General features: G+C 68.7%; 11 protein-coding genes. 6 read left to right on the top strand and 5 right to left on the bottom strand.

Going from position 1 to position 13,657, the window contains the following annotated elements; all coding sequences use genetic code 11:
- Positions 1–139: 139 nt before the first annotated feature.
- The 3 genes from WA670_RS10935 to WA670_RS10925 form a co-directional block, all read right to left on the bottom strand.
- Positions 140–904 (bottom strand): ArsR/SmtB family transcription factor, encoded by a 765-nt coding sequence (locus WA670_RS10935; RefSeq protein ID WP_336157618.1) that lies wholly within the window; start codon positions 902–904, stop codon positions 140–142.
- 107 nt (positions 905–1,011) lie between these two features.
- Positions 1,012–2,466, bottom strand: a complete 1,455-nt coding sequence (locus tag WA670_RS10930) for a M81 family metallopeptidase (protein ID WP_336157617.1) — start codon at positions 2,464–2,466, stop codon at positions 1,012–1,014.
- Positions 2,463–3,608 carry an ROK family transcriptional regulator gene (locus WA670_RS10925; protein WP_037815131.1) on the bottom strand — a complete coding sequence of 382 codons (1,146 nt, stop codon included), beginning with the start codon at positions 3,606–3,608 and terminating at the stop codon, positions 2,463–2,465. The genes WA670_RS10930 and WA670_RS10925 overlap by 4 nt, the downstream gene beginning before the upstream one ends.
- Before the next feature lie 150 nt (positions 3,609–3,758).
- Between WA670_RS10925 and WA670_RS10920 the strand changes: the two genes are divergently transcribed.
- The 6 genes from WA670_RS10920 (at position 3,759) to WA670_RS10895 (ending at position 11,044) form a co-directional block, all read left to right on the top strand.
- Positions 3,759–5,555, top strand: coding sequence for a peptide ABC transporter substrate-binding protein (locus tag WA670_RS10920; RefSeq protein WP_336157616.1), 1,797 nt, complete (start codon positions 3,759–3,761; stop codon positions 5,553–5,555).
- 4 nt (positions 5,556–5,559) lie between these two features.
- Positions 5,560–6,519 carry an ABC transporter permease gene (locus WA670_RS10915; protein ID WP_037815134.1) on the top strand — a complete coding sequence of 320 codons (960 nt, stop codon included), beginning with the start codon at positions 5,560–5,562 and terminating at the stop codon, positions 6,517–6,519.
- Positions 6,516–7,346, top strand: coding sequence for an ABC transporter permease (locus WA670_RS10910; protein ID WP_037815136.1), 831 nt, complete (start codon positions 6,516–6,518; stop codon positions 7,344–7,346). Before WA670_RS10915 ends, WA670_RS10910 begins: the two co-directional genes overlap by 4 nt.
- The gene (locus tag WA670_RS10905; RefSeq protein WP_336157615.1) at positions 7,343–8,968 is read left to right on the top strand and encodes an ABC transporter ATP-binding protein; all 1,626 of its coding nucleotides are present in this window, start codon (positions 7,343–7,345) and stop codon (positions 8,966–8,968) included. Before WA670_RS10910 ends, WA670_RS10905 begins: the two co-directional genes overlap by 4 nt.
- The gene (locus WA670_RS10900) at positions 8,965–9,882 is read left to right on the top strand and encodes an ROK family protein (protein WP_134729854.1); all 918 of its coding nucleotides are present in this window, start codon (positions 8,965–8,967) and stop codon (positions 9,880–9,882) included. Before WA670_RS10905 ends, WA670_RS10900 begins: the two co-directional genes overlap by 4 nt.
- Positions 9,883–10,099: 217 nt before the next feature.
- A complete protein-coding gene (locus WA670_RS10895; protein ID WP_336157614.1) occupies positions 10,100–11,044 on the top strand; it encodes an MBL fold metallo-hydrolase in 945 nt (314 codons plus the stop codon).
- Between the two features lie 260 nt (positions 11,045–11,304).
- Here WA670_RS10895 and WA670_RS10890 read toward each other — a convergent pair whose 3' ends face one another.
- Positions 11,305–11,706 carry a histone-like nucleoid-structuring protein Lsr2 gene (locus tag WA670_RS10890; protein ID WP_037815144.1) on the bottom strand — a complete coding sequence of 134 codons (402 nt, stop codon included), beginning with the start codon at positions 11,704–11,706 and terminating at the stop codon, positions 11,305–11,307.
- Between the two features lie 300 nt (positions 11,707–12,006).
- A complete protein-coding gene (locus WA670_RS10885; protein ID WP_336157613.1) occupies positions 12,007–13,632 on the bottom strand; it encodes a phospholipase C in 1,626 nt (541 codons plus the stop codon).
- Between the last annotated feature and the right edge of the window lie 25 nt (positions 13,633–13,657).

Genomic DNA, 13,657 nt, shown 5'->3' with positions numbered 1-13,657 from the left:
CGCCGAGAGTAGCGCATCGGTTCCGGCCGCACAACTGGCACTGCACGCGAAGAGGGGCCTCGTGAGCGACTGCCGTCGAAAAAACCGGCGCTCACAAGGCCCCAACAAACCTGCCGGCGGGTCTATTCCCGCGCGCCGGTCACGGCATCTCCCATGGCGCCTGCGGCAGCACGTGCCCGGTCTCCAGCAGCGACTTCAGGTTCGACAGCACGGCCGCCCATCCGCCGGACACGTCCTGGTGCGCCTTCTCGTCGGGCAGGTCCTCGTGCGTCACGGTCAGCCGGACGATGCCCTCGTGCTGTTCGATGTCGAACGTCGCGCGGGACGGCTCCTGGTCCTTCGGGCCGTTCGGGTCGTACCAGGTGGTGACCAGGCGCTTCGGCGGGACCGACTCGATCACCTCGCCCTCGACGTCGGCGATCCCGGACCCGTCGGTCCGCACGTGCGCCCAGCGCGAACCCTGCTTGAAATCGGATTCGTTGCGGTGGCCCCAGTACTGCCCGGTCAGGTCGGGGTCGGTGAGCGCGTGCCACACCTGCTCCGGCGTGCTCTGAATGTAGGTCACGTACACAAAACTCGGCTTCATGGCTTCCTCTGCTCGACGTTTGACGGCACTGAGCATCCGCAGCCGCGGCTGCTCGAACCGGTCCACCCACCGCTCCTGCATCTCGTGCAGCGGCACCGGATTCAGGTAGTGCAGCTTTTCCCGGCCGCGGCGCACGCTGCTCACCAGATTCGCCGCCTCCAGCACGGCGAGGTGCTGGGTCGCGGACTGCCGCGCCATCTCCAGCCGGCGGCACAGCTCGCCCAGCGTCTGCCCGTTGTCCTCGCGCAGCTGGTCGAGCAGGTACCGGCGGGTCGGATCCGCCAGCGCCTTGAACACTTTGTCCAGGTCAGGTTGCACACTTACAGTAAGGCAGGCAAATGCCTGCCTGTCAAGCCAGCAGAGGGAAACACAGGTCAGCGCCGAGGCGAGTTACTGACCGCCTCGGCGCTGGCTACCGAGAGTGTTTAGAAGACCTCTGGGGTGAGCGAGGGGGCCGCCATGTCGGCGTCAAAGGGGAACATCGGGCGGACGATGCCGGAGTGGCCGAGCCGGAGCAGGTTCTGGTCGACGCCGCCGGGGGTGAGGGCCAGCAGCCAGTCCGCGGCCATGTCGTACAGCTCCGGTTCGAGGTAGCCGATCTTCACGATCACCACGTCCGCCTCGCGCGGGCGCAGGCCGAGCGCGTGGAAGTCGGATTCGAGGTGGTACGGCTTGCGGCGGGCGGTCACGATCACCCGAAGGCCGCCGACGGCCAGCGCCACCGCGGTTCCGGCGACCGGGTCGTCGGCGTCGATCGCGGCCACCTGTGCGGTGAGCGAGACCGGGCCGTGCGGTCCGGAGTCGACTTTTCCGCCCAGTTCAACCGAAATCGTCGCACCGACGCCGGCTTCGACCGCCGTAGCGACGGCTTCGGGGTCCACAATGGCCGCGTACAAAGTGCTCAGCGAAGAGTCCACAATGGCCGATGTATTCAGCAGGACGTCGAGGCTCCACGAAGTGTCCCCGGCACCGCCGGCGGTCGGGTTGTCCCCGGAATCACTGATGAAGAACGGCCTCGAGGTCGAAGCGACCGCCTGCGTGAGGCATTCCGGCAGGGTGCCGGTCGGGGCGACGAAAGCGAAGTCGTGGCGAGCGTCCCAATAGGACTGAGCCAGTCGCTCGGCTTCCTTCGTGATCAACGGAACGTCGTCGCCCATCACTACCACCGCGGCCTGGCAGCGCGGTTCGTCCGCCCACGCGTAGCCGACCCAAATCGCCGCGTCCAGAACTCCGTCCAGCGCTTCGACGGAATCCACTGCCGCGTAAACGCTCTTCGCCGGTTCGAGCCGGGTGCTGGTCTTCTCCCCCGGCAGCAGAACCGGAACCTGCACCCATGCCTTCTTCGGCCGACCGCCGGACCGCAACCGCGACACCAGGTTCCGCGCGGCACGTTCGCGGGTCTCCCACGCGTCCTCGTGCGGAGCCATCCGGTAGCAGGTGATCAGGTCCAGCGCGGTGACGAGTTCCCGAGAAACGTTGCCGTGCAAGTCCATCGACGCCGACACCAGCACGTCCGGACCGAGGATCGAACGGATCTCCTGTGCGAGCGAAGCCTCCACGTCGGACCGTCCGACGACACTCATCGCGCCGTGGATGTCGAAGAACAGCCCGTCCAGCTCACCCGCCGAACGCAGCCGGTCCAGGATTTCCCCGGACAGTTCGGCATAAGCCTCCTCGGTGACCGCACCGCCCGGGAGCGACCGCGCGTCCATCAGCGGGACCCATTCCACCTCGGCCGCCCAGTCCGCGTCGAGAAAGTCGTAGCGGCCAAGCAGATCGTCCCCGCGCAGCACCCGGAAATCGTCCACTGTGGACCGATGCGGCGAGAAGGTGCTCGATTCGATGGCGATTCCGGTGATCCCGACCCGCAGCTTCTTCATCGTCCACTCCGTTTGATCGCTTGCTCGAACACCGCGTCCAGCGCGAGCGCGCCCGCGCCGCAGAGTCCCGCGTCCGCACCGAACCGCACCCGGTCGATCCGCAGTTCCCTGGTAGCCAAGGGAAGGCACCGTTCGTACAACGCACCGCGCACGGCCGCGACGAACGCTTCCGAACCGGACAGCGCGCCGCCGAGCAGCACCTCGTCCGGGTTGCTGAAGTTGACCACCGTGGCCAGCACCTCGCCGAGCCGCAGCCCGGCGCGCCGCACGGCCGTGGTCGCTTCGGGATGTCCGTCTTCCGCGGTGGCCATCACCTGCGCGGTGGTCTCCAGCTTCAAACCCTGCGCCCGCAACTGCGCGACGAGCGCGGCGCCGCTGGCCACCACTTCCAGACAGCCGCGGTTCCCACAGGTGCACGGCCGGTCCTCGGCGGCGGGCACGCGCACGTGGCTGATGTCGCCCGCGACTCCGGCCCGGCCGCGGTAAAGCTCGCCGCCCAGCACTATTCCGGACCCGATGCCGGTACCGGCCTTCACCACCAGCAACGTCCGGCCGGGCGCGCCGGCCACGGATTCGCCCAACGCCAGCAGGTTCGCGTCGTTGTCCACGAACACCGGCAGCTCGAAGTGCTCCGCCAGCGCGTCCCGTACCGCGAACCCGCGCCAGCCGGGCATCCGTGACGGCAGCGTGATGGTGCCCGCGTCGACATCCACCGGACCCGGGAACGCGACGCCGAGACCGAGCGCACGGCCCGGGCAATCCGCGCCCGCCATCACATCGCGCACCGCGGCGGCGAGCCCGGCGACCAGCTCTCGCGGCTCCTGGCTGATGTCCAGCGGACGCTCGTGCACTTCCAGGAGGTTGCCCGCGATGTCGAGCGCGCCGATCCGCACGTGCCGGGAGCCGACGTCGGCGCCCCAGACATGGCCGAACTCCGTGTTGACCGACAGCAGCTTCGGCCGCCGCCCGCCCGCGGACCGGCCCTCGCCGGATTCGCTCAGCACGCCGGCGGACATCAGCGCCTGCGTGCGCACCGACACCGTCGATTGCGGCAAGCCCAGCGCACGCGCCAGGTCCATGCGCGACCTCGCGTGGCCGTGCGCGACCAGCCACAACACCCGCAGCGGTCCGGCCGGATCCACCGCGTCACCTCTTTCATCACCATTGATGTAACTAAACTGTGCGAAAGGACTCTTGGCAATTCCCGTCTCGCGTGCAAGATTACCCGACAGCCAGGACGCGGCATAGCACCTGGCACTGGTCTTTCATCAGAGTTGTTGGAAGTGATGCGAATGGCTCGACGCCCGTGGCGCGCCGCGCTCGGGGTCACGCTCGCCGCCGCGCTGGCGCTGTCCGGCTGCGCGGCGAGCCGGGAACCGCACGGCGGCGGTTCCGGCACCCCGAAAACCGGCGGGACCGTGCGGTTCGCGCTGCCCCCGTCGGCGACGCCGAACTGGATCATGCCGCTTTCGCTCCCCGGCTACGGCGGGTCGTACAACGGCATGATCCGGTCGACCATGTACGTGCCGCTGTACAGCTACGACGGCAGTTCCGGCTCGGTCACCCTCGACGACGCCGCGAGCGCCGCGAACGTGCCGAGCTACTCCCCCGACGGCAAGACCGTGACCATCACGCTCAAGCCGCTGACCTGGTCCACCGGCGAGCCGCTGACCAGCCGCGACGTCGAGTTCTGGCTCAACCTCGCCCGCGCGGGCAAGGACAAGTGGGGCAAGTACTCGAAGGGCTCGATCCCGGACAGCATTGTCGGCTTCCACGCCGTGGACGACCGCACCTTCACGTTCACTCTGGACAAGGCATACAACCCGGACTGGTTCACCGCCAATCAGCTCAGCCTGATCGTCCCGATGCCGCACGCGTGGGACCGCACGAGCGCCGCGGGTCCGGTCGGCGACCACGACCGCACCCCGGACGGCGCGAAACAGGTCTTCGATTTCCTGGTCAGCCAAGCGAAACAACTCGGCACGTACGCGACGAATCCACTGTGGAAGGTCGTGAACGGACAGTTCACGCTGGCCGGGTTCAGCACGTCCGGCGAGGTGACGCTGCGCAAGAACCCGAAGTACACTGGACCGGATCCGGCGAAGCTCGACACTGTCCGGTTCCTGACCTTCACCAGTCCGTCGGCGGAGTACAACGTGCTCCGCGCCGGTGGCCTCGACTACGGGTACCTGCCGACGTCGAACCTCGGCCAGCGCTCGAAGCTGGAGGAGCAGGGCTACCGGGTCGAACCGTGGAACGGCTGGTCCATCACGTATTCGCCGTACAACTTCAATAATCCGAAGCTGGGCAAGGTGTTCTCCCAGCTGTACGTGCGGCAGGCGATCCAGCACGCGGTGGACCAGGACGCCATCACCTCGGTGATCTGGCGTGGCGCCGCGCGCGTCGGCTACGGCCCGGTGCCGCAGGACAACGACACGAAGTACCTGTCGCCCAAGCAAAAGACCAATCCGTACCCGTTCGACCTGAACAAGTCGAGGCAGCTGCTCGCCGACCACGGCTGGAAACCCGGTTCCGACGGCGTCCTCCTCTGCGCGGACCCGGCGAAATGCGGCGAGGGCATCGCCGAAGGCACCCGGCTGTCGCTGACCATGCTGACCGAGTCCGGTTCCGACGAAACCGACGGCACCATGCAGGAACTGCGCTCGCAGCTGTCGAAGGCCGGCATCGAGATGAAGATCAACGCGCAGCCGCTGAACACCGTGCTGGCCAACGGAACCACGTGCAAACCGGAGGACCCGTCGTGCAGCTGGCAGCTGTCCTACTTCGGCACGCAGGGCAGCTGGTACTTCCCGGCGAACCCGAGCGGCGAGGAGCTGTTCGCGACCGGCGCGGGCACGAACTTCGGCGGCTACACCGATCCGAAGGCGGACAAGCTGATCGCGGCCACCAACCTGGCGTCGGACAACCGGGCGATGCTCGAGTACAGCGCTTATCTGGCCGAGCAGCTTCCGGTGCTGTGGCTGCCGAATCCGCCGTACCAGGTGTCGGCGATCGACACCGCGCTGCACGGCGTGACCCAGGACCCGATGGCCGGGCTGCTCCCGCAACGCTGGTTCTGGACGAGGTGAGGACATGACGCGCTACATCCTCCGCCGGCTCGTACTGGCCGTCGTGGTCGTGCTGCTGGTCACCGTGGTGACGTTCGTGCTGCTGCATTTGCTGCCCGGTGGCCCGGCCCGCGGCGTACTCGGCGTGAAGGCCACCGAGGCGCAGATCGCCGCGTTCAACCACGCACAGGGCTTCGACCAGCCGCTTCCGGTGCAGTACTGGGATTACCTGCTGCGGCTCCTGCAGGGCGACCTCGGCGAGTCGTACACGCAGAACTCGCCGGTGAGCACCCTGCTCGCCGAGCGGATGCCGAAAACCCTGCTGCTCACCGTGTTGTCCACCGCGCTCGCGATCCTCGTCGCGCTGCCGCTCGGCGTGTGGCAAGCGGTCCGCCGCGGCCGTACCGCGGACGTGCTCACCACGGCGATCACCTTCGTGCTCTACGCGACGCCGGTGTTCTTCCTGTCGCTGGTGCTGATCATCCTGTTCGCGCAGGTCCTGCCGTGGTTCCCGGCGCAGGCCGCACAGGGCGAGACGATCGGCGAACTGCTGTCCCAGCCAGGTGCGCTGGTGCTGCCGGTGCTCGCCGGGACCGGAGCCGCGCTCGCCGCGTTCAGCCGGTACATGCGAGCGTCCACTCTGGACAGCCTGTCCGAGGACTTCGTGCGCACCGCGCGGGCCAAGGGAACGCCGGAGCGCACGATCATCTGGCGGCACGTCTGGCCGAACTCGCTGACCTCGGTGGTCTCCATGCTCGGTTATTACGTGCCGGTGGTGTTCGGCGGTTCGCTGGTCGTCGAATCGATGTTCAACTACCCCGGCATCGGCCTGCTGTTCTGGACCGCGACCCGCACCGCCGATTTCCCGGTGCTGCTGGGCGTCGTGCTCGTGATCGCCGTGGCGACCGTGCTCGGCTCCCTGCTCGCGGACCTGGTCCAGCTGGCGATCGACCCGCGGGTGCGGGTGAAGGGAGCGCGGTCGTGACTGTCCTTTCGCGGCTGTTTGCCCGCAAATCCGCGGTCGTGGGCGCGGTCCTGCTGCTGCTTGTCGTGGCGTTCTGTTTCCTCGGACCGGTGTTCTACGGCACCGACCAGTCGCACACCGACCTCGCTTCGGCGCGCCTCGGACCGGGCGGCGGACATCTGCTCGGCACCGACGACCTCGGGTACGACGTGCTCGGCAGGCTCATGGTCGCCGGACGGACGTCGCTGATCATCGGCGTGCTCGCCGGGCTCATCGCGACCGCGATCGGCGCGGTGTGGGGCGCGGTCGCCGGGTACACCGGCGGCTGGCTGGACACCGTGCTGATGCGGATCGTCGACACGGGCGTCGCGATCCCGGCGCTGTTCCTGCTGCTGGTGGCCGCGACGCTGGTGACGCCGAGCGTCGGCGTGCTGGCGCTGCTGATCGGCGCGGTGTCGTGGCTGGTGCCCGCGCGGCTGATGCGCGCGGAAACGGTGAGCCTGCGCGAACGCGACTACATCCGGGCGATCACCGTGCTGGGCGCGAGCCGCACGCGCGTGGTGTTCCGGCACATCATCCCGAACGCGATCGGCACCGTGGTGGTGAACGCGACGTTCCAGATCGCCGACGCGATCCTGCTCGTGGCGTACGTCAGCTTCCTCGGCCTCGGCGTTCCGGCGCCGGACACCGACTGGGGAGCCATGCTCTCCAAAGGAATTACCTACACCTTCGACGGCGCGTGGTGGCTGATCCTGCCGCCGGGCATCGCGATCGTCGTGGTGGTGTGCGCGATCAACTTCCTCGGCGACGGGCTGCGCGACGCGTTCGCGGTGAAGGGGCGACGATGAGCGAAGCAGTGCTGGACATCCGCGACCTGCGGGTATCCTATTCCGGCGGTGCGGCGGCGGTCGACGGGCTGAGCCTTTCGGTCGCGCCCGGCGAGATCGTGGCGGTGGTCGGCGAGTCCGGTTCCGGCAAGAGCACGGCCGCGCTCGCGGTGCTCGGACTGCTGCCGGGTTCGGCGCGGATCACCGGGTCGATCGAGCTGGCCGGGCAGAACGTCCTCGATCTGCGCGGCGAGGACCTGCGGAAACTGCGCGGCCCGGCCGCCGGGATGGTGTTCCAGGAACCGATGACCGCGCTGAACCCGTTGCGGACCATCGGTTTCCAGCTGGCCGAGGCGATCCGCAACCACGACCCGGAGAAACTGCGCCACCGCCGCTACTACGACCGGTGCGCCGAACTGCTCGACCGCGTCGGCGTCCCGGAACCGGCCGCGCGGCTGAAGCAGTACCCGCATGAACTGTCCGGCGGTCTGCGGCAGCGCGTGATGATCGCGATCGCACTCGCCGCCGGGCCTCAATTGATCATCGCGGACGAGCCGACCACGGCGCTCGACGTCACGGTGCAGCAGCAGATTCTCGACCTGCTGCGCGACATCCGCGAACACGAGGGCACTGCGACGCTGCTGATCACGCACAACATGGGCGTCGTCGCCGATGTCGCGGATCGCGTCGCGGTCCTGCGGAACGGCAAGCTCGTCGAAGAAGCCCCGGCGACGGAACTGTTCTCGTCGCCGAAGGCGGATTACACCCGGGAACTGCTGGCCGCGGTTCCGCAACTGGGTTCGTTCGCGCACGAACCGGCGGCCGGGGAAACCCGGAAGCCGGTGCTCGCGCTGTCGAACGTGGTGGTCGAGTACGGCGGACGCCAGGTGGTGAACGACGTTTCCCTGTCCGTCTCAGCCGGTGAGATTGTCGGACTGGTCGGCGAATCCGGTTCCGGGAAAACGACACTCGGGAACTGTGCGCTGGGGCTGGTCACGCCGAAATCCGGCACCGTCGAAGTGCTCGGCGGACCGCTGCCGAAAGGCACCGGCCGCTCGGCGCGGGCGGTCCGGCGGCAGATCGGCGCGGTGTTCCAGGACCCGGCGTCGTCGCTCGACCCACGGATGACGGTCGCGCAGACCGTCGCCGAACCGCTGGTGGTCCACACCTCTGCCGGTCGCGGCGAGCGGCAGCGACGGGTGCGCGAGCTCCTCGACGCGGTGGAGCTGCCGGAAAGCTTGCTGGGCAGGTACGGGCACGAGCTGTCCGGCGGGCAACGGCAGCGCGTGAGCCTCGCCCGCGCCCTCGTGCTGGGCCCGAAGCTGCTGATCGCCGACGAACCGACGAGCGCGCTGGACGTATCCGTGCAGGCAGCGGTGCTGGAGGTGTTCCGGCGGCTGCATCGCGAGTTCGGCTTCGGCTGCCTGTTCGTGAGCCACGACCTCGCGGTGGTGGACAGCCTGTGCGACCGGGTTGCGGTGCTGCGCGCGGGCGAACTGGTGGAGGAAGGCCCGGCGGAAACGGTGCTGCGCACCCCGGAACACCCGTACACGCAGGCGTTGCTGCTGTCCTCGCCGGTGCCGGATCCGCAGTTGCAGCGGAGCCGGCGCGAGGCGCTGGCCGGCGCGGACCCCGCGGCGTGACCGGATTGCGGGCCGGAGTCGACATCGGCGGGACGAAAACCCTGGTGGTGGTGTGCGACGAGGAAGGCAGGGAACTGGGTTCGGCGTCCGCCCCGTCGCAGTCGCACCGGGGCGGCGCGGCGATCCTCGACCGCGCGGCGGAGCTGATCAGCTCGCTGGTGCCGGACCACGCGGCGCTCGCCGGGGTCGGCGTCGGAGCGGCGGGCGTTGTCGACCCAGTGACCGGAACAGTGCTGGTCACCGGGGATTCGTTCACCGGATGGGCGGGCACGCCGGTCAACGCCGAGCTGTCCGCCCGGCTCGGCGGGGTGCCGGTGCGCACCGTCAACGACGTGGACGGCTTCCTGCTCGGCGAATTGCTGCCGGGCGAGCGGAACGTGCTCGGCGTCGCGGTCGGCACCGGGGTCGGCGGCGCGCTGTTCGTCGACGGGCGGCTGCTGTACGGCGGCGCGACCGGGGCCGGCGAGATCGGGCACGTCGGCCGCTACGGGGAGGAACTCTGCACCTGCGGGCAGATCGGACATCTCGAGGCGTACGCGTCCGGACGCGCCTTGGCCCGCCGTTATGCCGAAGCGACCGGCCGGACCCGCACCGCGGAAGCGATCGCCGGGGAAGCGCTCGCCGGGGATCGAGCCGCTCAAGCGGTGTTCACCGACGCGGGCCGGTTCCTCGGCCAGGCGATCGCGCACGCGGCCGGGCTGCTCGGCCTCGCGACCTGCGTGCTCGGCGGCTCGGTGGTCCGGTCCTGGGCACTCCTGGAGAAACCGCTGCGGGAAGCGCTGGCGGAACAGCCGCTGCTGTCCGGGGAACCGGTGGCGATCCGGCTCTCCCGGCACGGGGCGAAATCCGTGGCGCTGGGCGCGGCCGGCCTCACTGCCGGTATTCACCGGCTACCGGACGTGAGCAACCCCTAAACCAGTCCTCTGTGGACCATCGAGAAAACCGTGGCCTCGGGGTATACGCTGTCGGGCACCGACGGAGCCGGGGGCAACGATGCGCGCGAAGCTGGACGGAACGGGACAGGCGAGAGACCCCGCGCGTGAGCGTGGTCTCCACCCCGCTGACAGCAGGTGACTTGGTCTATACCATTCCGGTGATCATTTCCCGTCCGGTGGCCAACGAGGGGATCCCATGCCCGTCATCAGGCGCAATATCGTCCCGCTCCGGTATTCCGACCCGAGCGTCGTCGCTTACGTGCGCAGCCCGAGCGACTGGATGGTGTCCAATTGCGGCTGGATCCGGGGCCGGGAAGGCGTTCTGCTCGTCGACACCTGCGGCACCGAACGCGACACGCTCGACCTGGTCAGCGACGTCCGCAAGTACTCGACCGTCGAAATGCCGCTCACGCTCGTGCTGACCCACGCGCACGGCACCCACCACAACGGGGCCGGGGTCGCGCTGCGCAACGGCGGCCGGATCCTCGCCGCGCCCACCGCGGTGCCGATCATCCGGTCCGGACCGCAGTGCGACGAGGAGATCTTCGCCTGCGCGAACTGGGGCAAGCTCGAGGCGCCGCGGCCCGAGGCGGTGCACGCGGTGATCGAACCGGTCGAGGTGGACCTCGGCGGCGTCGTCGTGGAAGTCGTCCCATTCCCTGGGACCGCGCACACCGACGGCGACCTCGTGCTGTTCGAACCGCGCACCGGCACGCTCTTCACCGGCGATCTGCTGTCGGTCGGGTCGACGCCGTTCGCCGTGCACGGTTCGATCCCGGGCTGGCTGACCGCATTGGACTGGCTCGACAAAATGTTCCCGGACGTCCGCACGTTCGTGCCCGGGCACGGCGGGCTCAGCCATCCGGGCAGTTTCCCGGTCGCGGTGCTGCGCACGTATCTGCACTGGCTGCTCGACGCGACCGCCAGCGCGGGCACGCCGGACTTCGCCGAACTCGCCACGATCGCCCGCCGCCGCTGGCCCACGTGGACAGTCCCGGAACGGCACATCGGGAATCTGCTGCGCGCGCACGCCGACCAGCACGGGGAACAACTCGCGTCGGCCGAAGCGATGCGCGCGATCCGCGACGCCGCGGGCGGCAAGATCGATCTGGACACGCTGCTCGGACTCGGCAAGTCTTAACGCCGGGAAATCGATTCCCCGAAGCGGTCGACGCGGCTCTTTCCCAGCACCGGCTCCGTTCCCGAAGTGGTCCGTGAAGGGCTCCTTGCGGGAATCTGATTCCTTCAAGGAGCCCTTCACGGACCTCGGTATCGCGTCGAGGCCGGGGGAACGCGCTATTTCCCCTGGCAAGCCAGAAGGGCGCCGCCGGGATTCCCGGCGGCGCCCGCACCGCTGATCAACTGCCGCGGCCCCCGCGGCACAGCTGCCGAAAAGAACGCTCAGGCGCTGGCCTTCTTGCGCGTCGCGCGCTTGCGAGCCGGCTTGGCCGGAGCCTCGGTGTCGCGCTCCTCGTACGCCTTCACGATCTCCGCCGGGAGCCGGCCCCGGTCGGACACGGTGAAACCGTTGTTCTCGGCCCACTCGCGCATCGCCTTGTTGCGCTCGCGGTCCGCGGCGGTCGAAGCCGGCCGCGGGGACTGCCCGGCGGCCATCCGGACCTTGCGGCCGCCGACCCGGCGCGAGGCGGCGACGTAGCGGGCCAGCTCTTCCCGAAGTGCGGCAGCGTTGTCTTCGGACAGGTCGATCTCGTAGCTCACGCCGTCAAGACTGAACGGGACGGTCTGTTCGGCGATGCTGCCGTCGATGTCGTCCACCATCTCGACATGGACTTTTTGCGCCATGATTCGCGTTCCTTCACCTTCTACAGGATGTGCCTGCGATTACCCTATCGTGTCGAGTGACGGTACGCGCAGCGCGACTCCATTCCGGTTCCGCCGCCCGTGCTTTCCCGGCCGGTTCCCGAACACCTTCGGCGCCCAATCCGCGACGCCGCGCACAGTTCCGGTGCACTGGAAAATTTCCAGTATCGCGGTATTCGCACGCGGTTTCCCGCTGAGCGGACGGAAGAGCGGCTCCGAAACGACCGAAGGCCACCGGGTCGAAACCCGATGGCCTTCGGCGGTGCGAGGAGAAAACGCGAGCTAGTTCCGCCCGGCGGGCGCACCCGTGCGCGGGTCGAGCGGAAGCTTGCCCGCCTGCGGCCACCAGAAGTTGAACATGTTCCAGAGTCCGCCCGCGCGAGTGTCGAACGAGCCGTTCCCGACCCGGCCGGAGAACCAGTTGTCCTCGATGAACTTCAGCACCGAGGTCTGGTCGGTCCGGGTGTGGTCGACGTAGTTCACCTTGCTGTAGGGCGAGACGACCAGCAGCGGCAGCCGCGGGCCGTAGCCGCAGCGGTCGGCGTGCCCGCCGAGCCCGGCCGGCTTTCCGGTGCACACGGCCTGGTCCTGCGACGCGTCCTGCGAACCGTTGACGATCTTCGGGTTCTCGTGGTCGTACCAGCCGTCGGAGTCGTCGTAGGCGAGCACGATCGCGGTCGAACGCCACTCCGGCGACTGCTGGATCTTGTTGATCTCGTCCACGACGAAATGCTGTTCGTCGAGCGGGTCGGAATAGCCCGCGTGCCCGTCCTGGTACTCCGGCGCCTTCAGGAAGCTCACCGCGGGCATCGAACCGGCCTTGAGCGCGGCGTCGAAATCGCTCGTGTCGTACTGGTGGTTGGCCTGGTCGGTCTGCCCGATCGCCTGCACCGAGGACGGCGGCAGGTGGTGCGGGTTCGAAGTGGACTTGTAGTACTGGAACGGCTGGTGGTGCGGGCTGTAGTCCACGGAGGACTGATTGCCGACGTTCGCGTGCTTCTGCCCGCAGACCGCGTAGCCGTTCTGGGTGCCGGTCGGCTTGAAGCCGCCCTGGAACCAGCCCCACGTGACGTGCCGGTCGTTCAGCAGGTCGCCGACGTTGCGGCCCTGCATCGCACCCAGGTTGTCCTTCGCGGTGTGGTTCTTGTCCGAACAGTCGTCCCACGCCGGGTCCGGGTCGTTGATCACGGTGCCGACGCCGTCCTGGTCCGGCGACGCGACGACATACGGGTCGCTCTTCGGCTCGTGCGTGACCGGGTCGACCGCCTGGATCCCGTGCGTCTGCCCGGAGATCAGGTTGATCGCGCCCGGGGTGGACGGGCCGAAGACGGTGTTGAACGAGTTGTCGCTCATCGAGTAGTGCTGCGCGTAGTTCCACATGCCGGTGACGGTGTTGCCGTCGTAGTAGTCCATGACCAGACCCGGCTCGCCGAACAGGACCGGCTGGCCGGTGCACTTGTCGGTCTCGGTCTTCTCGACGAACTTGTCCATCTTGCCGCCGTTGAACGCGGCCTGCTCGGCGCCGTAGCTGTGGTTCTGGTCGCAGGTGAGCGCCTGGTCCGGACCGAGCCGCTTCGGGTTGTAGGCGTTCGGGTTCCGCGTCAGCAGCTTCTCGTCGAGGCCGTTGACCTTCGGCGTGTTCTTCGCGGCCTGGAACGGGGTGCCGTTCTCGTTGGTGGCCTTCGGGTAGGTGCCGAAGTAGTGGTCGAACGAGATGTTCTCGCCAAAGATCACCACGACGTGCTTGATCGGGGTGAGCGTCGGCAGCCACGACGCCGGCAGCGGGTGCAGCGGCTGGGCCTGCGCGGACGAGGCCGCGGACCCGGTGACGATCGCGAGCACGGCCGCCGAGACGAGCGCGCCCGCACCGAGCAGGCGACGGCGCCGCCTGCCGAATGCTGTGTCCACTGAGGATTCCTCCTGGTTTCGCGGG

It is taken from the genome of Amycolatopsis sp. VC5-11 (assembly GCF_037034185.1).
Lineage (GTDB): Bacteria > Actinomycetota > Actinomycetes > Mycobacteriales > Pseudonocardiaceae > Amycolatopsis > Amycolatopsis nivea.
Note: the sequence above shows the minus strand (reverse complement) of the source record. Positions and strands in the feature narration are given on the sequence as shown.

Excerpts from the sequence above, each read along its gene's own strand:
- WA670_RS10920 (WP_336157616.1), top strand. The coding sequence starts at position 3,759 with ATGGCTCGACGCCCGTGGCGCGCCGCGCTCGGGGTCACGCTCGCCGCC.
- WA670_RS10895 (WP_336157614.1), top strand. The coding sequence starts at position 10,100 with ATGCCCGTCATCAGGCGCAATATCGTCCCGCTCCGGTATTCCGACCCG.
- WA670_RS10905 (WP_336157615.1), top strand. The coding sequence starts at position 7,343 with ATGAGCGAAGCAGTGCTGGACATCCGCGACCTGCGGGTATCCTATTCC.
- WA670_RS10915 (WP_037815134.1), top strand. The coding sequence starts at position 5,560 with ATGACGCGCTACATCCTCCGCCGGCTCGTACTGGCCGTCGTGGTCGTG.
- WA670_RS10930 (WP_336157617.1), bottom strand. The coding sequence starts at position 2,466 with ATGAAGAAGCTGCGGGTCGGGATCACCGGAATCGCCATCGAATCGAGC.
- WA670_RS10890 (WP_037815144.1), bottom strand. The coding sequence starts at position 11,706 with ATGGCGCAAAAAGTCCATGTCGAGATGGTGGACGACATCGACGGCAGC.